Annotated in this window: 16 protein-coding genes; 15 read left to right on the forward strand and 1 reads right to left on the reverse strand. The window is 72.9% G+C overall.

Features of this window, described 5'->3' with window-relative positions:
* Positions 1–16 precede the first annotated feature (16 nt).
* From ACZ7CD_RS07760 to ACZ7CD_RS07785, 6 genes are read left to right on the forward strand one after another with little or no spacing between them, the layout of a single operon-like run.
* Positions 17–883, forward strand: a complete 867-nt coding sequence (locus ACZ7CD_RS07760) for a GNAT family N-acetyltransferase (protein WP_470378561.1) — start codon at positions 17–19, stop codon at positions 881–883.
* Complete coding sequence (locus ACZ7CD_RS07765) at positions 867–5,960, forward strand: LLM class flavin-dependent oxidoreductase (RefSeq protein ID WP_470378562.1); 5,094 nt, start codon at positions 867–869, stop codon at positions 5,958–5,960. Before ACZ7CD_RS07760 ends, ACZ7CD_RS07765 begins: the two co-directional genes overlap by 17 nt.
* Complete coding sequence (locus ACZ7CD_RS07770; protein ID WP_360383660.1) at positions 5,953–6,159, forward strand: MbtH family protein; 207 nt, start codon at positions 5,953–5,955, stop codon at positions 6,157–6,159. The genes ACZ7CD_RS07765 and ACZ7CD_RS07770 overlap by 8 nt, the downstream gene beginning before the upstream one ends.
* Positions 6,159–7,067, forward strand: coding sequence for a sulfate adenylyltransferase subunit CysD (cysD, locus tag ACZ7CD_RS07775; RefSeq protein WP_360383657.1), 909 nt, complete (start codon positions 6,159–6,161; stop codon positions 7,065–7,067). The genes ACZ7CD_RS07770 and cysD overlap by 1 nt, the downstream gene beginning before the upstream one ends.
* Complete coding sequence (cysC, locus tag ACZ7CD_RS07780; RefSeq protein ID WP_360383655.1) at positions 7,067–8,869, forward strand: adenylyl-sulfate kinase; 1,803 nt, start codon at positions 7,067–7,069, stop codon at positions 8,867–8,869. Before cysD ends, cysC begins: the two co-directional genes overlap by 1 nt.
* 20 nt (positions 8,870–8,889) lie before the next feature.
* The gene (locus ACZ7CD_RS07785) at positions 8,890–10,224 is read left to right on the forward strand and encodes a M20/M25/M40 family metallo-hydrolase (RefSeq protein WP_470378563.1); all 1,335 of its coding nucleotides are present in this window, start codon (positions 8,890–8,892) and stop codon (positions 10,222–10,224) included.
* A gap of 42 nt (positions 10,225–10,266) precedes the next feature.
* Here the strand turns inward: ACZ7CD_RS07785 and ACZ7CD_RS07790 are convergent, their stop codons facing one another.
* Positions 10,267–11,499 carry an MFS transporter gene (locus ACZ7CD_RS07790; protein ID WP_470378564.1) on the reverse strand — a complete coding sequence of 411 codons (1,233 nt, stop codon included), beginning with the start codon at positions 11,497–11,499 and terminating at the stop codon, positions 10,267–10,269.
* A gap of 97 nt (positions 11,500–11,596) precedes the next feature.
* Between ACZ7CD_RS07790 and ACZ7CD_RS07795 the strand changes: the two genes are divergently transcribed.
* From ACZ7CD_RS07795 to ACZ7CD_RS07835, 9 genes are all read left to right on the forward strand, one after another.
* Complete coding sequence (locus ACZ7CD_RS07795; RefSeq protein WP_470378565.1) at positions 11,597–14,158, forward strand: penicillin acylase family protein; 2,562 nt, start codon at positions 11,597–11,599, stop codon at positions 14,156–14,158.
* A 55-nt stretch (positions 14,159–14,213) separates the two neighbouring features.
* Complete coding sequence (locus ACZ7CD_RS07800; protein ID WP_360383646.1) at positions 14,214–14,639, forward strand: VOC family protein; 426 nt, start codon at positions 14,214–14,216, stop codon at positions 14,637–14,639.
* Positions 14,640–14,702: 63 nt separating this feature from the next.
* Positions 14,703–15,446, forward strand: coding sequence for a thioesterase II family protein (locus tag ACZ7CD_RS07805; RefSeq protein ID WP_360383643.1), 744 nt, complete (start codon positions 14,703–14,705; stop codon positions 15,444–15,446).
* 95 nt (positions 15,447–15,541) lie between these two features.
* Positions 15,542–16,270 carry a 2OG-Fe dioxygenase family protein gene (locus ACZ7CD_RS07810; RefSeq protein WP_470369167.1) on the forward strand — a complete coding sequence of 243 codons (729 nt, stop codon included), beginning with the start codon at positions 15,542–15,544 and terminating at the stop codon, positions 16,268–16,270.
* Positions 16,267–16,551 carry a hypothetical protein gene (locus ACZ7CD_RS07815; protein WP_360383638.1) on the forward strand — a complete coding sequence of 95 codons (285 nt, stop codon included), beginning with the start codon at positions 16,267–16,269 and terminating at the stop codon, positions 16,549–16,551. Before ACZ7CD_RS07810 ends, ACZ7CD_RS07815 begins: the two co-directional genes overlap by 4 nt.
* Positions 16,548–17,093, forward strand: a complete 546-nt coding sequence (locus ACZ7CD_RS07820) for a hypothetical protein (protein WP_458432366.1) — start codon at positions 16,548–16,550, stop codon at positions 17,091–17,093. The genes ACZ7CD_RS07815 and ACZ7CD_RS07820 overlap by 4 nt, the downstream gene beginning before the upstream one ends.
* Positions 17,090–18,112, forward strand: a complete 1,023-nt coding sequence (locus ACZ7CD_RS07825; RefSeq protein WP_470378566.1) for a BtrH N-terminal domain-containing protein — start codon at positions 17,090–17,092, stop codon at positions 18,110–18,112. The genes ACZ7CD_RS07820 and ACZ7CD_RS07825 overlap by 4 nt, the downstream gene beginning before the upstream one ends.
* Before the next feature lie 62 nt (positions 18,113–18,174).
* Positions 18,175–21,579, forward strand: a complete 3,405-nt coding sequence (locus ACZ7CD_RS07830; RefSeq protein WP_470378567.1) for a non-ribosomal peptide synthetase — start codon at positions 18,175–18,177, stop codon at positions 21,577–21,579.
* Positions 21,579–22,283: a thioesterase II family protein gene (locus ACZ7CD_RS07835; protein ID WP_470378568.1), complete on the forward strand. Its 705-nt coding sequence runs from the start codon at positions 21,579–21,581 to the stop codon at positions 22,281–22,283. Before ACZ7CD_RS07830 ends, ACZ7CD_RS07835 begins: the two co-directional genes overlap by 1 nt.
* Positions 22,284–22,327 lie beyond the last annotated feature (44 nt).

Here is a 22,327-nt window from a genome sequence, read left to right on the forward strand (position 1 = left end):
GCGGGGGAGGTGCCGTGTGTCCACATCAGACACTCTGACCGTCGCGGAGGCCCTGCGACCGGCCGACCGGCTGGCCGATGAGGTCGCCGCCGTGACCAGGGCCGCCTACTGGGCGGGAGACCTGGTGCCGGGCCTGCCGGTCGCGGACGGCGCCCGGGAGACGGCGGACGACGTGCGCGCCGACCTGGCCGCCGGGTACCACCTGTGGACCGCGACGGCCGGTGGCCGGGTCGTCGGCGCGGTGCGGGCGCACAGCCGGGACTGGTGCGTGCGCCGGCTCGCCGTGTCACCCGAAGCCCGCGGGCTCGGCGTGGGCAGGCGGCTGCTGCGGGCGCTCGAAGCCGGTGCGCGCGCCGAGGGGGCGGCGCGAGTGGTGCTCGACGCCGTGGTCGAACGCGGCAACCCGGCGTTCTACGCCCGCGCGGGCTACCGGACGGTCCACCACTTCCCCGCCGACGACAAGCCGTTGTCCGAAGTGCACATGGAGCTGCTGCTCGGCGAACCGGTGAGGGCGCAGGACTACCCGGAACCCGACCACACGCCCGGAACCGTCCGGTCCTGGTGGTCGGTGGCCGGCGGCACGGTGTGCGTCACGGCGCCGGCGCCCGACGGGATCTCCGTCGAGGTGGACAGGAACCGCCACCTGGGGGTGCTGCGGGGCGCTGACTGGGCCCCGCTCGCCGACGTCGCGCCGGTGCGGCGGAGCTGGTCGGAGCCCGCCGCGGTGATCGGCTCGTTCGCCCAGCCCAGGCTGGACCGGCCGGAGTTCCTGGCCTGGTGGCGGGTAGGGGAATCCCCGGACTGGCCGGGGTGTCCGCCCGCAGGACAGTCTGCCTGGGCAGGGCGGCCGAGCTGTGAGGAGCGCGATGCACGAGAGCACTGAAGAGCGGCTGGGAAACCTCACGGCCCAGCAGCGCGCCGCACTCGTGGCCGAGCTCCGCGCCCAGCGCGCCGCCGCCCGCGAGGCCGACCGGATTCCCGCCGTCGGACGGGACGAGCCGCTGCCGCTGTCGTTCGCGCAGCAGCGGCTGTGGTTCCTGCACCAGTGGGCGGACGGGAAGCCGATCTACAACACGCCGCTGGCCATGCGCCTGCGCGGCGAGCTCGACGTGCCGCTGCTGCGGAACGCGGTCGCCGAGCTGGTCGCCCGGCACGAGAGCCTGCGCACCCGGTACGTCAACACGTCCGACGGCCCGCGCCAGCTCGTCGGCCCACCCGGAACCGGCCTGTTCACCGCGACGGACCTGCGGGAGTTCGAGGACCGCGAACGCCGGGCGGCCGACCTGCTGGCCGCGGCCGGGCGCCGCCGGTTCGACCTGGAGCGCGACCCGCTGCTGCGTGCCGACCTCGTGCGGCTGGCGGCCGACGACCACCTGCTCGTCCTCGCCCTGCACCACATCGCCACCGACGCGTGGTCCACCGAGATCCTCACCAGGGAGCTGATCGAGCTCTACAGCGCCGCCCGCGCGGGCCGGCCCGCCGTGCTGGCGGAGCTGCCGATCCAGTACGCCGACTTCGCCGCCTGGCAGCACGGCCAGGAGGCCACTGCGCGGCGCGCCGCGTCGCTGGAGTACTGGCGCACGGCCCTGGCGGACCTGGACACCCTGCGGTTCCCGGCCGACCGGCCGCGACCGGCGGCCCCGACCTGGGCGGGCGACACCGTCCACCACGTCCTGCCCGCACGGCTGCACCGCGAGCTGCAAGCCCTGGGCGGCCCCGAACCGACCAGGGTGCTGCCGCTGATGCTCGCCGCGCTGGCGGCGGTGTCCTCCCGGTACACCGGCCAGCACGACATCGTCGCCGGAACCGCGTTCTCCGGTCGCACCAGGCCGGAGCTGGAGCGGCTGATCGGCTACTTCGCGAACACGGTGGTGCTGCGGGTGTCCACCGCGGGCGACCCGAACTTCCGCGAGCTGCTGGCGCGCGCCCAGGAGACCGTCTACTCCGCGCACCCGCACCAGGACATGCCGTTCGACCAGCTGGTCAACGAGCTGCGGCCGGACCGCGACGCGGGCGCCAACCCGCTGTTCCAGGTGGCGTTGCTGCAGGTCGACGAGCACCTCAAGTCCGTGCGGATGGGCGACGTCGAGGTCGAGGGCGTCGCCCTGCACACCGGCACCGCGCGCTTCGACCTCACCCTCAGCGTCGCCGAGCGGTCCGCGGGCGGCGTCGAGCTGGGCCTGGAGTACGCCACCGAGCTGTTCGACCGCGACCGGATGGACCGGTTCCTGCAGCACACCCGCCAGCTCCTGGAGTCCGCGGTCTCCCGCCCGGACGCCCGGCTGTCCGAGCTGGAGCTCCTGCCGCTGTCGGAACGCGTCCGGCTGACCGTGCACTGGAACGACACGAGCGCACCCGTCCCCGCGGGCACCGTGCACGAGGCCTTCGACGCCCAGGCCGAGCGCACCCCGGACGCGACCGCCGTGGTGAGCGGGGAGGACTCGCTGACCTACGCGCAGCTGCGGTGCCGGGCGAACCAGGTCGCGCACCGGCTGCTCGCCGCCGGCGCCGGACCGGGCAGCCTGGTCGGGGTCGCCGTGGGCCGGTCGGTCGACACCACCGCCGCGCTGCTCGGCGTGCTCAAGGCCGGTGCGGCGTACGTGCCGCTGGACCCGAGGTACCCGGCCGCCCGGCTCGGGTTCGTCCTCCAGGACGCGGCCCCCGTCGCCGTCCTCGTCGACGAGCAGAGCAAGACCGCGATGTCCGAGCACGGCGTCCCGCTGGTCGACGTGGCCGAGGTCAGCGGCGAACCCGACACGGCGCCGGAGACCGCGGTGGCGCCGGAGATGCTGGCGTACGTCTGCTACACCTCAGGCTCGACCGGTCAGCCCAAGGGCGTGATGGTCGACCACCGCGAGGTCATGACCCTGTACGGGGAGCTGGACCGGCGGCTGGGCACCCGCGATCCGGGCGTGTGGCTCGCGGTCAGCAGCATCTCGTTCGACATCTCCGTGGTCGAGCTGCTGTGGACGCTGGCCAGGGGCTACACCGTCGTGGTCGCCGAGGCGAACACCGACACCATGCTGGGCGGGCAGACCGCGCGGCCCACGCGCAAGCTCGACTTCGGCCTGTTCTACTTCGCGAGCGACGACTCCAGCACGCCCGGCAGCGAGCGCTACCGGCTGCTGCTGGAAGGCGCGAAGTACGCGGACCGCAACGGGTTCAGCTCGGTCTGGACGCCCGAACGGCACTTCCACGCCTTCGGCGGGCTCTACCCGGCGCCGTCGGTCATGGCGGCGGCGCTGGCCGTGGCGACCGACCGGATCTCGATCCGCGCGGGCAGCGTGGTGCTGCCGCTGCACAACCCGGTGCGGGTGGCCGAGGAGTGGTCCGTCGTCGACAACCTGTCCGACGGCCGCGTGGGCATCTCGGTGGCGTCCGGCTGGCACCGCAACGACTTCGTGTTCGCGCCGGAGAACTACGGCGAACGCAAGAAGATCATGCTCGACGGCGTCGAGACCGTGCGGTCGCTGTGGCGCGGGGAGAGCGTGCGCATGCCCGCCGGCGAGGGTGCCGAGGTCGACGTCCGCATCCGGCCCGCGCCCGTGCAGGCCGAGCTGCCGATGTGGCTGAGCGCCGCGGGCAGCCCGGAGACGTTCCGCGCGGCGGGGCACGCCGGACTCGGCCTGCTCACCCACATGCTCGGCCAGGACCTCGACGCGCTCGCCGGGAAGATCGCCGTCTACCGCGAAGCCTGGCGGGAACGCCACGGCACCGACGGCGGGCACGTGGCGCTGATGCTGCACACGTTCATCGACCCGGACCGAGACCGCGCGCTGGACGTGGCCCGCGGCCCGTTCACCCGGTACCTGAGCACCTCGCTGGACCTGCTGCGCGGCCTGGCCAAGCAGATGGGCCTGGAGTTCGACACGCTCAGCGAGGACGACCGGCTGGCGTTGCTCGAACACGCCGCCGACCGGTACATGGAGTCCGGTGGCCTGTTCGGCACCCCGGAGGAGTGCGTGCGGTTCGCCGAGCGGCTCGCGGAGCTGGGCGTCGACGAGATCGCGTGCCTGGTCGACTTCGGCATCGCGACCGACGACGTCCTCGCGGCCCTGCCGCACGTCGACACCGTCCGCCGCGCCTTCACCGGTGCCCGGCGCGACGACAGCCTCGCCTCGCTGATCCGCGCGCACGACGTGACCCACCTGCAGTGCACGCCGACGCTGGCGGGGCTGCTCGCCGGTGCGCAGGACGCGGCCGAGGCCCTGGCGTCGCTGAAGGTGCTGTTCGTCGGCGGTGAGGCGCTGACCGCCGACCTGGCCCGCAGGCTGCGCGAGATCACCCCCGCCGAGCTGCACAACATGTACGGCCCGACGGAGACGACGGTGTGGTCGACCGCGGACCGCGTCGTGGACGAGGTGACCATCGGGACGCCGCTGGCGAACGAGGCCGCCTACGTGCTGGACCACCGGTTGCAGCCGCAGCCCATCGGCGTGGCGGGGGAGCTGTTCCTCGGCGGCGACGGCGTCACGGCCGGGTACCACCGCCGGCCCGGTCTCACCGCGGAGCGGTTCGTCCCCGACCCCTTCGCCGGGGGCGGCCGGCGCCTCTACCGCACGGGTGACCTGGCCCGCCGCCGTGCCGACGGCAAGCTGGAGTTCCTCGGCCGGGCCGACGACCAGGTCAAGATCCGCGGCCACCGGCTGGAGCTCGGCGAGGTCGAGGCCGCGCTGCTCGACCACCCCGCGGTCCGCTCGGCCGCCGTCGCCGCCAGGGGCGAGGCAGGACGCCAGTACCTCGCGGCCTACCTGGTGCCCGAGAACGGCACGCGGCCGACGGACGCCCAGGTGCGGCGCCACCTGAGGGACCTGCTGCCCGAGCACATGGTCCCGGCCCGGTTCACCTGGCTCGACGCGTTCCCCCTGACGCCCAACGGGAAGGTCGACCGCAAGCGGCTGCCCGACCCCGGCGCGGCCGGACCGGACGTGACCTACGAGCCGCCCGCCACCGCGACGGAGCGGGTGCTCGCCGAGATCTGGCAGGAGGTGCTCGGCGGGGGACCGGTCGGTGTCCTGACGGGCTTCTTCGACCTCGGCGGCAACTCGATCTCCGTGGTGCTGGTGGTGGACAAGGCGAACCGGCGAGGCGTGCCGATCACCGCGCGCCAGCTGTTCCAGCACCAGACCGTCCGCGAGCTCGCCGGCGTCGCCGCGGGCACCGCCGAGGACGGTGGCGCGATCGTGCCCCTGAACGAGTCCGGCACCCGCAGGCCGTTGATCTGCCTGCACGCGAGCACCGGGTCGTCCCTGCCGTACGTGCCGGTGAGCAAGCACCTGGGCGACCGGCCGTGCTACGCGATCGAGCTGCCCGAGGGCGCCTCGCCCGACGTGGCGGAGCTGGCCCGCGGCTACGCGTCGGCGATCCGGCAGCGGTGGCCGGAGGGCCCGTACCACCTCGTCGGCTGGTCACTGGGCGGCAGCCTCGCGGTGGCCGTGGCGGCCGAGCTCGGCGACGTCGGACTGCTGGCCCTGCTCGACACGGTCGCCCCCGCGGACACCGGTGTCGCCGTTCCGCTGCCGTTCGCGGTCGACGGGTTCGTGCGCAGCGTGGCGGCGGCCTCGGGCGCCGAGGTGACCCTGGACGTCGCCGAGCTCAGCGCACTCGAACCCGATGCCCAGTACGCCAGGGCGTTGGACGCCCTGGCGGAGGCCGGGTTGCTGCCGGACGGGCAGCGCGCCGAGATGCTGGCCAGGGCGAAGACCTTCACCGACCTGACCACGGCCGTGTCGGTGTGGCGACCGGAACGCCACCGCGGCGTCGTGGACCTCCTGGTGCCGCACGGCTCCGGCACCACCGCGGCGGGCTGGGAGTCCGTTGTGGACGGCGAGGTCCGGACCACGGCCGTGCGGGGCGACCACTTCAGCATGATGCAGACCGCTCACGCCGCCGAGCTGGCGGCGGTCCTGCGGTCGCTGGCTGACCAGCGGGAAACCGAGATGGAGGATGGACATGCGTGACGAGGACGAGGACGGCACCCGCTTCACCGTGGTGGTCAACCACGAGGAGCAGTACTCGATCTGGCCGACGTACCGCGAGGTGCCGTCCGGGTGGCGCGAGGTCGGCGTCACCGGCACCAAGAGCGAGTGCCTCGCGCACGTCGAGACCGTCTGGACGGACATGCGGCCGCTGAGCCTGCGCCGCGCGATGGGGGTGTAGTGGCCGTCGCGGAGGACTACGTGCTGTCGCACCTGGACGCGGTCGAGGCCGAGGCGGTGCACGTGCTGCGCGAGGTGGTCGCGACCGTCGAGCGGCCTGCGCTGCTGTTCTCCGGCGGCAAGGACTCCATGGTGATGCTGCACGTGGCGGTCAAGGCGTTCTGGCCGGCGCCGCCACCGTTCCCCCTGGTCCACATCGACACCGGGCACAACTTCGACGAGGTGGTCGAGTTCCGCGACGAGGTGGTGCGCCGGACCGGCGTGCGGCTGGTGGTGGGCCGCGTGCAGGACGACATCGACGCGGGCCGGGTGGTGGAGGGCTCCGGCGGGCGCAACCGCCTGCAGACCACGACCCTGCTGCGGACCACCGCCGAACACCGGTTCGGCGCGTTGTTCGGCGGTGCCCGCCGTGACGAGGAGAAGGCCCGCGCCAAGGAACGCGTCTTCAGCCTGCGCGACGACCACGGCCAGTGGGACCCCCGCAACCAGCGGCCCGAGCTGTGGAACCTCTACAACGCCCGCCACCGCAGGGGCGAGCACCTGCGGGTGTTCCCGCTGTCGAACTGGACCGAGCTCGACATCTGGTCCTACATCGCCCGCGAGGGCATCGACCTGCCGTCGCTGTACTACTCCCACCGCCGCGAGGTGGTCGAACGCGACGGGATGCTGCTGGCGCACACCCGGTTCCTGCGGCTGGAGGCGGGGGAGCGGCCGTACGAGGCCACGGTCCGGTTCCGCACGGTCGGCGACGCCACCTGCACCGGCTGCGTGGAGTCCACAGCGGACACACCGGCCGCGGTGGTCGCGGAGACCGAGGTCACCCGCGTGACCGAACGCGGCGCGACCCGCGCCGACGACCGGATCTCCGAAGCCGGCATGGAGGATCGCAAACGGGAGGGGTACTTCTGATGGACCCCCAGCTGTTGCGCCTGGCCACGGCAGGCAGCGTGGACGACGGCAAGTCGACCCTCATCGGGCGGCTGCTCTACGACGTGAAGGCGATCTTCACCGACCAGCTGGCGTCGATCGAGCGCGCCAGCGAGGCCCGCGGCACGGCGATGGACCTGGCGCTGCTCACCGACGGCCTGCGCGCCGAACGCGAGCAGGGCATCACCATCGACGTCGCCTACCGGCACTTCGCCACGCCCCGGCGCCGGTTCATCATCGCCGACACCCCGGGTCACCTGCAGTACACCCGCAACATGGTCACGGGCGCGTCCACGGCGGACCTCGCGCTGGTCCTGGTGGACGCCCGCAAGGGGCTGCTGGACCAGTCCCGCAGGCACGCGTTCGTCGCGAGCCTGCTGGGCATCCCGCACCTGGTCGTGTGCGTGAACAAGATGGACCTGGTGGACTTCTCCGCCGCCCGGTTCGCCGAGATCCGCGCGGAGTTCGAGCAGTTCGCGTCCCGGCTCGACGTCGCGGACGTCACGTTCATCCCGGTCTCGGCGCTGCACGGCGACAACGTGGTGCAGCGGAGCACGCAGATGCCCTGGTACGAGGGCACCCCGCTGCTGCACCACCTGGAGAACGTGCACATCGCGTCCGACCGCAACCTCGTCGACGCCCGGCTGCCCGTGCAGTACGTGGTGCGCCACGGCGACTTCCGCGGTTACGCGGGCACCGTCGGCGGCGGCACGTTCCGCGAGGGTGACGAGGTCGTCGTGCTGCCCTCCGGCGTGACCTCGACGATCTCGGCCATCCACCGGCCCGGCGGTGGAGCGCTGCCGTACGCGTTCGCGCCCCAGGCGGTCACCGTGCGGCTGGCCGACGACGTGGACGTGCGGCGCGGCGACATGATCTGCAAGCCCGGCAACCGGCCCGAGGTCGGCAGGGACGTCGAGGCCATGGTCTGCTGGCTCGGCGACCGGTCCGCGCTCTCACCCGGTTCGCGGCTGCTCGTCCAGCACACCACGCAGGAGGTCCGCGCCACGGTGCAGGCCCTGCGCTACCGGCTCGACATCACCACCCTGCACCGCGACGAGTCCGCGGAGTCGTTGTCGCTCAACGAGATCGGCCGCGTCACGCTGCACACGCACGCCCCGCTGGCCTACGACGTGTACCGGCGCAACCGGGCGACCGGCAGCTTCGTGCTCATCGACGAGGCCACCAACGACACCGTCGGCGCCGGCATGGTCCTGCGGCCCGCCGCACCCACCGTCGTCTGGCACCGCACCGACGTGGCCCGCACGACGCCGGGGTGCACGGTGTGGCTGACCGGTCTGTCGGCCGCGGGCAAGTCCACGATCGCCGCGGAGGTCGAGCGCCTGCTGGTCGCGGCCGGCCGGCCCGCCTACCTGCTCGACGGCGACAACCTGCGCCACGGCCTGAACTCGGACCTGGGCTTCAGCGCGCAGGACCGCGCGGAGAACGTCCGCCGGGTCGGCGAGGTCGCCCGGTTGTTCGCCGACGCGGGCGTGGTCGCGATCGTCGCGCTGATCAGCCCGTACCGAGCCGACCGCGACCAGGTGCGGTCCCGGCACGCCGACACCGGTCTGGCGTTCCGGGAAGTGCACGTCGACACCCCCGTCGAAGTGTGCGAGTCCCGCGACCCCAAGGGCATGTACGCGCGCGCTCGCCGTGGCGAGATCACGGGGTTCACCGGCGTGGACGACCCGTACGAACCGCCGGAGCACCCCGAGCTGGTGCTGCGGCCCGACGACGGCGACGTCCAGGAACTGGCCGCACGCGTGGTCGCCCTGCTCACCTGACGAAGAAGGACGGACCTCCCATGTCGTTCGCCGACGAACCGGTGCCGCTGCTGCGGGACCTGATCAGGATCGACACCACCAACCCGCCCGGCAGGGAGACCGCCGTCGTCGACCACCTGCGGCGGCTGCTCGCCGGCGTGGACGTGGACCTGAAGGTGCTCGGCCCGGACCCCGAGCGGTTGAACCTCGTCGCGCGGTTCCCCGGCCGCGGCGAGGCACCGCCGTTGCTGCTGCACGCGCACTCCGACGTCGTGCCGGTGGACGGCCAGCAGTGGACGCACCCGCCGTTCGAGGCGCGGATCGTCGACGGGCACGTCTGGGGCCGGGGCGCGATCGACATGAAGGGCGGCCTGGCGATGATGCTGTCCGCCCTGTCCCGCCTGACGGCCGCGGGCGAGCGCCCCGCCGGTGACGTCCTGCTGGCCGTGGTGGCCGACGAGGAGGCGGGCAGCGCGGTCGGCGCCCGCTACCTCGTGAACGAGCACCCGGAGCTGTTCGACGGCGTGGAGTACGCGATCGGCGAGGAGGGCGGTGCCGGCATCGACCTCCCCGGCCACCGGTTCCACCCGATCGTGGTGGCCGAGAAGCGGGCCTGCTGGTTGCGCCTGACGTTGCGCGGTCCGGGCGGGCACGGTTCCCGGCTGGCACCGCCGGACTCGCCGATGGCACGCCTGGGCCGGCTGCTCGCCACGCTGACCGGGACCCGGATGCCGCGGCACCAGACCTCGGCCGCGGACCGCATGCTGGAGGTGCTCGCGGGCGCGCTGCCGTCACCGCTGTCGGAGCAGGTGGCCCGGTACCGCGCGGACCAGACCGGCGACCCCCGCCCGGAGGGCCTGCCGTTGCGGGAGGCGCTGCGGCTGGACTCGGTGCTGCGGCACACCGCGAACCCCACGATCGTCCGCACGACCGAGAAGATCAACGTCGTGCCCAGCGAGATCACCGTCGACCTGGACGGCCGGATCCTGCCCGGCAACTTCACCGTCGAGGACTTCGTCGGTGAGCTGCGCGAGCTCGCCGTCGAGGACTTCGAGCACGAGCTGCTGCTGGAGGGTTCGATGGTCCGGCCGGAACGGATCCGGCAACCCGAGTTCGGCGGCTTCTACGACACGATGGCCGAGATCCTCGCCAAGGCCGACCCGGACGCCGTGCCGTTGCCCATGGTCTCGCCGGCCTCGACCGACGCCCGCCTGTTCGCCCAGCTCGGCATCCGCTGCTACGGCTGGCTCCCGTTGCGGCTCCCGGCGGGCACCGACTACCGCGGCCTGCTGCACACGGTCGACGAGCGCGTTCCCGTGGACGCACTGGAGTTCGGCACGACCTGCCTCACCGACCTCCTGCGCTCCTACCGCTGATCGTGACGTGAGGGCGGCCCGGTGCGCCGGGCCGCCCTCACGTCAGTCCAGGTGGCGGATCGTGCGGATCGGCCGGCTGGCCGCGGGGATGGCGGACAACAGCAGCAGGATCGGCGCGATGACCAGAGTGGTGCGCGCGCCAACCCCGTCGACCAGGAAACCCGCGACCACCGAACCCAGCGACAGCATGCCGAACGCGAACAGCCGGTAGCTGGCGTTCATCCGTGCGAGCAGCTCGGGCGGCGTGGTCTTCTGCCGCACGGTCAACGCGACCACGGTCCCGCCCGCGGCACCGGCCGAGCCGAGGAAGTAGGCCAGGCCGCACAGCACCGAGTCCAGACGGCCGCCGTCGGCCAGCGGCAGCAGGAAGTACGACGACGTGGAGAACACGAGCACGACCAGCATCGAACGCCCGTAGCCGAGCCGCCTGATCAACGCGGGCGTGGTCAGCGCGCCGCAGATGCCGCCGAGCCCGCCGCACAGCATGATCAGCCCGTACGCGGCGGAGCTGTGCCCGAGCTCGCGCACGAAGTAGATCAGGAACGCCACGGTCGTCATCGCGGTGGCGGCGTTGTAGATCCCGGCGTGGACGGCGAACGCCCGGACCGGCGGGTTGTGCAGCACCGCGCGGAGCCCTTCGGTCACCTCACGCCGGAGGTTGCGCGGGGACGGCGGCGGGACCTGCTCGCGGTGGCGGATCAGCAGCAACGCGTTCGCCGAGGTCAGGTACGACAACGCGTCGAACACGAGGGTCGCTGCCGGGCCGAACAGGGCGCTGAGCCAGCCCGCGAGACCGGGTCCGCCGGTCGCACCGGCGGCTTGGCCTGCCAGGACCCTGCTGTTGGCCGACGCGAGCGCACCGCCCCGCACGAGCAGGGGCAGGTAGCTGGTCGCCGCGATGTCGTAGAGCACCGTCATCGTGCCGCCGACCACCGCGATCACGTACAGCAGCGGCAGCGTCAGCAGGCCGAGCAGGGCCAGCACCGGCACGGACAGCACGACCACGAACCGGACGAGGTCCGCGGCGATCATGACCGGCCGCTTCGCGCGCCGCTCCAGCCAGACGCCAGCGAGCAGCGGCAGCAGGAAGAACGGGCACAGGTACAGGCCCTGCAACAGGCCGACCTGCGTGCCCGATCCGTCCAGGGTGGTCACGACGAGCAGCGGCAGCACGAACTCGGTGATCCGGGAACCGAACTGGGAGACCACGTCACCGGCCCAGAACCGCCGGAAGTCGCGGCCGGGTCCGGTGCGCACGGCGGTGTCGGTAGCCACGCCGCGAGCCTTCCACCCGCGCGGACACCGGTTAAGTCAGGAGAACCCCTCACTTTGCCCCGCACGCGGGCGCGGCGATGCTCCACGGGTGGTAGATGTGGCGAGCACCCCGGACACCGCGGCCGAGACCGTCCCGCCGGCGCGACCGAGATCGACGTGGCTGCGACGGCTGCGGATCACCGCCTGGTGCCTCGTGGTGGTCCTGGTCGTGGTGGCGTCCGCGGCGGGCCTCTTCGTCACCTGGACCGTGCGGAACTCGTTCCCGACGACGGACGGCGAGCTGGCCGTGCCCGGTCTGCGCGCACCGGTCGAGGTGCTGCGCGACCAGTACGGCGTGCCGCAGGTCTACGCGGACAACCCCTACGACCTGTTCCTCGCGCAGGGCTACACGCACGCGCAGGACCGGTTCTGGGAGATGGACGTCCGCCGCCACATCACCGCGGGGCGGCTCTCCGAGCTGTTCGGCGCCGACCAGGTGACCGTGGACGCGACCGTGCGGACGATGGGCTGGCGCCGGGTCGCCGAGCAGGAGTACGGCATGCTCTCGGCGAGCACGCGCGAGCACCTGCAGGCCTACGCCGACGGCGTGAACGCCTACCTCGCCGAGCACTCCGGGTCCGAGCTGAGCGTGGAGTACGCGGTCCTCGGGGTGATCACGCCGGGGTACGTGCCGGAGCAGTGGACCCCGGTGGACTCGGTGGCCTGGCTCAAGGCCATGGCCTGGGACCTCAGCGGCACGGTCACCTACCAGACCAGGCGCGCGATGCTGTCCGCGAGCCTGCCCGCGGACACCGTGGCGCGGCTGTTCCCCGAGTACGACTACAGCCGCTGGGAGCCCAGCGTGCCCGCCGCCTCCGACGCGACCGTGCCGCAGGGCGCCGGACGTGCCGAGAAGGCGGCCTTCACGGCGGCGCTGGACAACGCGGCCGACGCCGCGAGCTCGCTCGACGGCGTCCTCGGGCCGCGCGGCCAGGGCATCGGGTCCAACGCCTGGGTGGTGTCGGGCAAGCTCACCAAGTCCGGCAAACCGCTGCTGGCCAACGATCCCCACCTCGGACCGGCGATGCCGAGCATCTGGTACCAGATGGGCCTGCACTGCCGTTCGGTCGGCCAGGAGTGCCCGTTCGACGTCAGCGGCTTCACGTTCTCCGGCATGCCCGGTGTGGTCATCGGCCACAACCGGGACGTCTCGTGGGGCCTGACGAACCTCGACCCCGCGGTCACGGACCTGTACCTGGAACGCGTCACCGGCTCGACCTACGAGTACGACGGCGTGCAGAAGCCCCTGGAGACCAGGCAGGAGGTCATCAAGGTCGCGGGGGCCCAACCCCGGACGATCACGGTCCGGTCCACCGGGCACGGCCCGCTGCTGTCCGACGTGGTGGACCGGCTGAAGAACGCCGGCGCGCAGGGCAGGGTGCCCGGCGTCGAGGCCGGTGAGCACGCCGTCGCGATCAAGTGGACCGCGCTGCAACCGGCCAGGACCCTGGACGCGGTGTTCCAGCTGGCGCTCGCCCGCAACTGGACCTCGTTCCGCGAGGCCGCGTCGCTGTTCGCGGCACCGGCGCAGAACATGCTCTACGCCGACCGTGAGGGCCACATCGGCTACCAGGTGCCCGGGCTCATCCCGGTTCGCAAGCAGGGCGACGGGCGGTTCCCGGTGCCCGGCTGGACCAGCGCCACCGAGTGGGCCGGGTACCTGCCGTTCGAGCAGCTGCCCAGCGCGCTCGACCCCGCGGGCGGGTACTTCGTGAACGCCAACAACGCCGTGACCGACCCGTCCTACCCGCACCTGATCACCAAGGACTGGGGTGACGGCAACCGCAGCCAGCGGATCACCGACCTGATCAAGCAGGGCGGCAAGCTGGACGCGGCCGCGATGCAGCGGATCCAGCTCGACACCCGCAACGCCAATGCCGCGAACCTGACCCCGCACCTGTTGCGGGTGCCCGTCGAGGGTGACACGGCGAAGGCGCGGGACCTGTTGCGCGGCTGGGACTTCACCCAGCCCGCCGACTCCGCCGCGGCCGCCTACTTCAACGCCGTCTGGCGCAACCTGCTGCAGCTGATGTTCGTGGACAAGCTCACCAACGGCGCGCCCAAGGTCGACGTGGACGGCGGCGGCCAGTGGTTCGAGGTCGTCCGCGACCTGCTGAACCGCCCCGACGACGACTTCTGGCACAACACCAAGCGCGCCCTCACCGGCCGGGACGCCGTGCTGCGCGCGGCCATGGACGACGCGAACGCCGAGCTGCGCGACCGGCTCGGCGCCGACCCGGCCGCGTGGAGGTGGGGCGACCTGCACCAGCTGACGGTGCGCAACCAGACGCTGGGCACCGGCCCCGCGCCGGTCCAGTGGCTGCTCAACCGCGAACCGGGCGGTGTCGCGGGCGGACCCGCCACGGTGAACGCGACCGGCTGGAACGCGAAGAAGACCTACCAGGTGAACTGGGTGCCGTCCATGCGGATGGTCGTGGACTGGGCCGACCTGGACGCCTCCCGGTGGGTCAACCTCACCGGCGCCTCCGGCCACGCGTTCGACGACCACTACGACGACCAGCTGCCGCTGTGGCAGCGCGGGGAGACCACCGCGTGGCCGTTCAGCCGCGACGCCGTGACGGCGGCGGCACGGCAGCACCTCACCCTGAAGCCGGCCTGAGCCCTGTGGGACAGTGTTCGAGCTCAAAGGACATCGACGGACAAGGGCGTTGTACATGACGAGCAGGCTGGAATGGACGACGATCGACAGCGTGGACCCGCGGCGGCTGGCCGAGTTCTGGTGCGGCGTCCTGGGTTACGTCGTCTACGAGGACAAGAACGGCACCGTGGTCGAGATCGGCCCCGACCCCGAGGCGCCGGACGCGGAACGGCTCGCTGACCTGCGCCGCGCGCCCGCCGTGCCGAGCATGTCCTTCGTCCAGGTGCCCGAGGGCAAGGACGGCGGCAAGAACAGGGTGCACTTCGAGATCACCCCGATCGACAGCGACCAGCGGACCGAGCTGGACCGGCTGCTCGCGCTCGGTGCGTCCACTGTGGATGTCGGCCAGGGCGACGGCCGCTCCTGGGTCGTGCTGGCCGACCCGGAGGGCAACGAGTTCTGCCTGGCCCGCAGCCTCGCGCCGGGGGAGTTCGACCTGTAACACCGGGCCTGTCGGGAACGTCACCGACTTGTCCGGACATCCGGACCGGATGAACCTCGACACGTGACGGAATGGCTGCAGCGCTTCTCGCCACCTGGGCGGGCAAAGGCGAGGTTGGTGTGCTTACCGCCCGGTGGCGGGTCCGCTCAGCTCTACCACCGGTGGCCCGCGGTCCTGGGCCCCGAGGTCGAGGTCGTCGCGGTGGAGCTGCCCGGCCGCGGCGCGCGGAGCCTGCAGCCACCGCTGACGGACATGGGCGCCCTGGTACCGGTCCTGGTCGCCGAGCTCGGGCGGCTCGACGACCTGCCGCTGGTGGTGTTCGGCCACAGCATGGGCGGCATCGTCGGCTGGGAGCTCTGCCGCAGGCTGCCGCGGGAACCGCGGGGCCTGGTCGTGGCAGCGGCCGCGGCGCCGACCCGCCTGCGTTCACCGCGGTGGTACAGCGAGACCACGGATGAGGGCCTGCACGAGCTGATCACCCGCTCCGAGGGCCTCCCGGCGCAGACCGCGCTCGACCCGCTGTTCCTCGAGTACTTCCTGCCGATGCTGCGCGCGGACCTCACGCTGGTCAACACCTTCGAACCGGAACCGCTGCCACCGCTGCGCTGCCCGCTGCGGGTGTACCGCGGCGCGGCGGACCCGCTGGTGGGCGACGACGAAGCGGACGCGTGGCTGGCGGAGACCGAGGGCGACGCGCGCGTCCACACCTTCGACGGCGGCCACTTCTTCCCCCGCGACCTCCCCGACGTGGTGCTCGCCCAGCTGCGCGCCGACGTGCTGGCGGCCGTGGAGGTGCCGTCGCTGTGACGTCCCCAGCGCCGCCGGCGGCAGCGAGGTACCCGGCAGCACCGTCCGACGAGTCCCACCGCGCCCGCATCCGGGTCGACCACTGAGGAGGGCCAGTGCCCGAGAACGTTCGCACAACCGGGCCGGCCACGGCGGAGCTCGTCGCGGGCCTGGCCGCCGAGGGCTTCGTCCGCCTGTCCGGCACGGACTTCCCGGTCGACACCGGCGGCGCCGAGTTCGCCGAGTTCCGCGCCGGCTGGGAGGACCTGATCCGGGACGACGCGCTGGTCGACGGCGGCAGCTACCGGTACCGCCGGTACGGCCGGCTCGCGGCAGCGCCGGTGGGCGAGGGCTTCGAGCTGACCCCGTTGCCGCACCGGGCGTTCCGCCAGGACAGCATCCCGATGTGGCGGTCGAACGAGCGCCTGTTCGCCCCGATCGAGCCCGCTTTCCTCACCAACCCGTGCCTGCACGACCTGATCTCGACCGACCTCGCCCTCGCGGCTCTGGTCCGGTCTTGTCCGGAGTGGACGGTGGGCCTGCACATGATCCGGATCGTGGCCGTGCCGGGTGAACCCGGCCTGCCCACGCCGGAGGGACGGCACCGCGACGGGCACTCGTTCGTCGGCATGCACCTGGTGCGCAGGGAGAACAGCGCGGGCGGGGAGTCGACGATCTACCGGGACGGCCTGCCGGAGGTCCGCTTCACCCTGCGCGACCCGCTGGAGTCGGTGCTGGTCGACGACACGGCCATCTGGCACGAGGCGTCGCCGATCTCGATCCTCGACCCGGCCGGTGGGCGCACCGTGCGGGACATGCTCCTCGTCGACGTGAACCCGGCATGACCGCCGCACAGCTCACGTTCAGCCCGTGCGACCTGCCGCTCGACGGCAGGCTGGTCGAGGTCGGACCCGGCCGGTACGACTGGGTGCACCTCCACCTGTCGGCACCGGTCGGGGAGGCCGCGGTGTGGCTGCACTACCGCGACGCCGTCGACCCCGAGTTCCTGCGCTCGCTGCCCGGCACGCCGGTCGCCCGCATCGGGGTGCCCCGGCGCGCCGAGCTGCTCGCCGTGGAACTGCCGGTGCTGCCGGGCGTCCGCCTGCTGGGGACGGCCCTGTCATGATGCGACCGCTTTCCCTTGCACCGCACCTGAACAACACCGGGCTGACCGGCGAGGACAGGCTCGACGGCGGCGGCTTCAACATCTGGGGCAACACCTTCCCTGCGGCCGAGCTCCCACCCGCCGGTGGCACGGCGGTGGTCGGCGAGGTGCCGTTCCTGTTCCCGGTCGCGGGTGCGGACAACGTCCGCTGCCGCGGCCAGCGCGTCGACGTCCCCGCCGGCGACTGGGACTGGGTGCACGTGCTCGGTGCCGCGGAACGCCGGACCGAGGACCTCGTCGAGGTCCACTACGCGGACGGCTCGGTGCGCGGCCAGTGGCTGCGGATGTCGGACTTCTGGCCGCAGACCGAACCCCGCTTCGGCGAGGTGCTCGCGTTCCGCTGCCGGCACATGCACTACCCCCGGCACGTGCAGCGCACGACGTCGCCCGCCATCTGGGCCCAGCGCGTCCCGCTGACGGTCCCGTCGGGCGTCGTCGCGCTCGTCCTGCCGGACAACCCCGCGTTGCACGTCTTCGCCCTCACCCTGCAGGCGGTCGGATGAAAGCCTCGTTGCCGGGCATCGCGCACTGGCGCCACGACCTCGGTCATTGCCTGCACGCCACCGCGGGCGTGCTGCTGGGCTTCCACGGCGCGGACCCGCTGGACCTGCTGGGCGCGGCCTGGGGGTTCGACTACACCGCGGGTGACATGCGCCGCGAGGAGTACTACTTCCCCTGCGGGCAGCGGTCGTTGTTCGCGAGCCTCGCGCCGTTCCACGACGTGACGTCCACCTGGCACGCACCGTCCTCGCCCGAGCAGGGCTGGGACGAGGTGCGGGCCAGGGTGCTGGCGGGCACACCGGTCGCGGTGGCCGCGGACAACTACTTCCTCCCGTTCCGCCCGGCCTACCAGGACGTCCACACCAACCACCTGCTCGTGGTGCACGGCTTCGACGAGGAGCGCGGCACGGTGTCGGTGTGCGACCCGGTGCCGCCCAGGTTCCTGGGGGAGATCCGGATCGAGGAGCTGACCGCGGCACGTGACTCGGCCAACCCGGTCCGGCACAGCCGCGACATGTTCTTCACCGCCAACCCGATCGGCAACCGCTGGCTGGACGTGACCGTCAGCGGCCACACCGGTCCCGCGTCCCGCGAGCGCCTCCGCGAGATCATGACGGCGAACCTGGAGGGCCTGCGAGGCGCGGACGACGGGTCGTCGGACCACCGCGGTCTGCCCGGTCAGGAACGCTTCCTGCGCGAGGCGGCCGCACGTCTGTCCGGCGGTGACGCGTCCGTCGTGGACGAGGTGTTCGTCGTGGCCGGTGTCGCCCTCGCGGTGACCGGCCTGCACGGCGACTACCTCGCTGCGGCCGGTCGCCGGCTCGGTGAGCGACCGCTGCTCACGCTCGCCCGCGAGGTCGACCGGATCGCCCACCACTGGTCCGCCGTCCGCATCATGGTCGCCACCGGCCGCGACGACCCGGCCACCGCGGGCAGGGCGCTGGCCGGGCGGACGACCGCGCTGCTGGCGGACCAACTGGCCACAGTGGACCGGATGGCCGCCGTCGCCGCGGCGCTCTGACCCCGGCAGTCGGGAGAATCCCCGTCTTCCCGGAAGGGTCGCGCGAACCCGATCCTGCGTGAATGGCAGATGTGGTGGGCGAGTACGACGCGGCGGACATCGACCTGGAGGAGGTGCTGCGCGGCCTGTCACCGGAGAAGCGGTTGCTGGTCGGTGCGGAGCTGGCGCGCAGGGCCGCGTCGGCGGCGGGCATCCCGGCTATCCCGCGGACCGGTGACCCGCTGCCGTGCTCGTTCGCGCAGGAACGGCTGTGGTACCTCGACCAGGCCGATCCCGGGTCCGTGGCCTACGTGGTGCCGGCGGCGGTGCGGTTCACCGGACGGCTGGACGTCGGCGCGCTGCGCCGGTCGCTCGACGAGATCGTGCGCAGGCACGAGGTGCTGCGGACGGTGTTCGTCGAACGGGACGGCCTGCCGCACCAGGTGGTGCTGCCCGCCGAACCGCTGAGCATCCCCCTGGTGGAGCTGGGCGGGGAGGCCGCGGAAGCCGAGGTGCGCGAGCGCTACCAGCAGGAGGTCCGGCTGCCGTTCGACCTCGCGCGCGGACCGCTGATCAGGGCCAGCGTCCTGCGGGTCGCCGACGACGAGCACGTGCTGCTGCTGAGCCTGCACCACATCGTGTCCGACGGCTGGTCGCTCGGCGTCCTGCAGCACGAGCTGACGACGCTCTACCGGGCGTTCGCGGCCGGCGAGCCGTCGCCGCTGCCGGAGCTGGCCGTGCAGTACGCGGACTTCGCGGTCTGGCAGCGCAACCGGCCCGGCGCCGGTCAGCTGGAGTACTGGCGGGACCTCCTCGCGGGGGCACCCGTCCTGGAGCTGCCCGCGGACAAACCCCGTCCCGCACAACGGACCTCGCACGGCGCCTCGGTCCCCCTGCACCTGACCGCGGACACCGTCCGCGCCGTGGACCGGCTGGCCGAGACCGAGCAGGCCACCCAGTACATGGTGCTGCTCGCCGCGTACGCCCTGCTGCTGCGGCGGTGGAGCGGCCAGCCGGAGATGATCATCGGCTCCCCGGTGGCCAACCGCGTGCACGTGGACGTCGAGCCGCTGGTCGGGTTCTTCGTGAACACCCTGCCGCTGCGCGTGGACACGTCCGGGGACCCGACCTTCCGCGAACTGGTCCGCACGGCCCGCGAGATCTGCCTCGCCGCGTACGCCAACCAGGACCTGCCGTTCGAGCGGATGGTCGCCGAGACCGTCGCCGACCGGTCCGCGGGCACCGTCCCCCTGGTGCAGACGCTGCTGGTGCTGCGGAACGTGCCGATGTCCGCGCTGGAGCTGCCCGGCGTCCGGGTGGAGGTGCTGGACCTGCACACCGAGTCGACCAAGTTCGACCTGTCCCTCGACCTCGTGCCGGACGCGGACGGCGGCATCGCCGGTCGCGCCGAGTTCAGCCTCGACCTGTTCGAGGCCGGCACCGTGCGGCGCATGATGACGGCGTTCGACCTGCTGCTGGCGGCCGGGCTGCGCGCTCCGGACACCCGGATCTCGCGGTTGCCGATCGCCACCGAGCAGGAACGCGCCCGCGTGGTGGCGGAGTTCAGCGGTGGCGGCTCGGCGGCACCGGCGCGGACCGCGGGCACCCTGCACGGGCTCTTCGAGCAGCAGGCCGACCGCGCGCCCGACGCTCCGGCGGTGGTCTTCGGCGACCGGACGCTGTCCTACCGCGAGCTGGACGAGCGGGCGAACCAGCTCGCCCGGTTCCTGCGCGCCGAGGGCGTCGGACCGGAGCAGCTGGTCGGCGTCTCCCTGCCGCGCTCGGAGCTGATGATCGTCGCGGTGCTCGGCATCCTGAAGGCCGGTGCGGGCTACGTGCCCCTCGACCCGTTCTACCCCCGCCAGCGGGTCGCCTACATGGCCGAGGACGCCCGGGCGGAGCTCGTGCTCACCCACGCCTCGGTGGCCGACCCCGACCGCATGCGGGTCGGCGACGACACCGCCGGACCCCGGCTGGTGTGCCTCGACACCGAGGCCACCCGCATCGAGGAGCTGTCGCGGGAACGACCCGAGCCCGTCGTCACCGAGGCGAACCTCGCCTACGTCATCTACACCTCGGGCTCCACCGGCCGCCCCAAGGGTTCGGCGAACGAGCACGGCCGGGTGGCCAACACCCTGCACGGCGTCAACGGGGCCTACGGGCTCCAGCCCGCTGACCGGATGCTGGCGATCTCCTCGCTGAACTACGACATGTCCGTCTACGAGGTCTTCGGCACGCTGGCCGCGGGCGCGACGATCGTCGTGCCCGGTGACATCGAGACCACCGACCCGGAGCAGCTGCTGGAGCTGTTGCAGCGGCAGCGGGTGACCGCGTGGAGCTCGGCGCCGGCGTTGCTGGACATGCTGGTCAACCACACCTACGGGCGCGGCGGCATGCCCGGTGTCGTGTTGCGGGCGGTCGGTCTGGGCGGTGACCGGATGCCGCCCGCGCTGCCCGCCCGGCTGGCCGAGCTCGTCCCCGGTGTGCGCCTGCTCAACCTCGCGGGCATGACCGAGGTGTCCTACTGCAGCACGTCCCACCCGGTGACCGGGCGCAGTCCGGCCGGTGTGCCCTGGGGCAGGCCGTTGCCCAACCACCGGCTCTACGTCCTCGACGAGCACGGCGAACCGGTCCCGGTCGGGGTGGCGGGGGAGCTGTTCGTCGGCGGAGCCGGTCCCGGCCGCGGGTACTGGCGGCGGCCGGGGCTGACCGCCGAGCGGTTCGTGCCCGACCCGTTCAGCCCGGAGCCGGGCGGCCGGATGTACGGCACCGGCGACCACGCGCGGTTCCTCCCCAACGGGGACCTCGACTTCCTCGGCCGGCTGGACCTCCAGGTGAAGATCCGCGGGTTCCGGATCGAGCTGGGGGAGATCGAGAACGCGCTCGCCGGCCACCCCGGGGTGAACGAGCCGGTGGTGCTGGCCTACACCGACTCCGTCGGCGAGCGGAGGCTCGCGGCCTACGTGACGCCGCGCGGTGATGAGCGGCCGGAGGCGAACGCGTTGCGCGACTACCTCTCCGAACGCCTGCCGGACCACATGGTGCCGTCGGCCTACGTCGTGCTCGACCGGCTTCCCCTGCTGCCCAGCGGGAAGCTGAACCGCGCGGCGCTGCCGGTGCCCGGTGCGGGCGCCGCGCGGAGCGACTACACCCCGCCCGAGGGGAACCTGGAGCAGGTGCTCGCCGACCTGTGGTCGGGACTGCTCGCGGCACCGCGGATCGGCGCGGTGGACGACTTCTTCGAGCTGGGCGGTCACTCCCTGCTGGCCACCCAGGCGGTGTCGCGGATCAGGGAGCTGTTCCGCATCAAGCTGGACATCCCCGGCTTCCTCGCGGCGCGGACGGTGCGCGCGCTCGCCGCCTACATGCGCCAGCTCGGCGCGACCGAAGGCATCGACGTGGACGCGGTCGCCGAGCTCGTCGTCGAGGTGAGCGCCCTGTCCGACGAGCAGGCGCGCACCGAGGTGCAGAACGGAACGAGGACCTGATGAGCAGCATTCCGCTGGTGTGCCTGCCGTTCGCCGGCAGCGGCAGCGCGTTCTTCCGGCAGTGGCGCGCGGTGGCCCCGGCCGGCCTGGAGATCGTCCCGGTGCGGCTGCCCGGCCGCGAGCGGCTGGTCAGGCAGGAGCCGTACCGCGACGTCCACGTGGCGGCGCGCGGTGTGCTGCCCGACGTGCTGGCCGACATCGGGGGCGGCGGCCCGGTCGCGCTCTTCGGCCACAGCCTGGGCGCCGTCCTGGCCTACGAGCTGGCCCACCTGCTCGCGGACACCACGCCCGCCGAGGTCGTGAGCCTGGTCGTCAGCGGCTCACCGGGACCGTGGACGCAGCGCACGCGGCGGGCGACCGGGTTGCCCGACGACGAGTTCGCCGACCGGGTCGCCGAGCTCGCCGGGCACCGCGACGACGCGCTCGGCAACCCCGACGTGCGCCGCATGGTGCTGCCGACGTTGCGGGCGGACGTGGAGATGCACGAGGACTACCGGCCCAGCACCGACGTGCCGCTCGCGGCACCGATCACCGCGGTGCGGGGCGAGCACGACGCCCTGGTGTCCGCCGAGCTGGCCAGCGAGTGGGAAAAGGCGACCAGCCGCGGGTTCACGCTGCGGGAGCTGCCCGGTGAGCACATGTACCTCCTGACCTCCGCCGACCGGGTGCTGCGCGTGGTCGAGGAGTCGCTCGGCGGGCGGTGACGCCGTGCACTGTCGGGGGACTCACCGACTTGTTGGCGGTGCCG

Source organism: Lentzea sp. NPDC036949 (genome assembly GCF_055608075.1).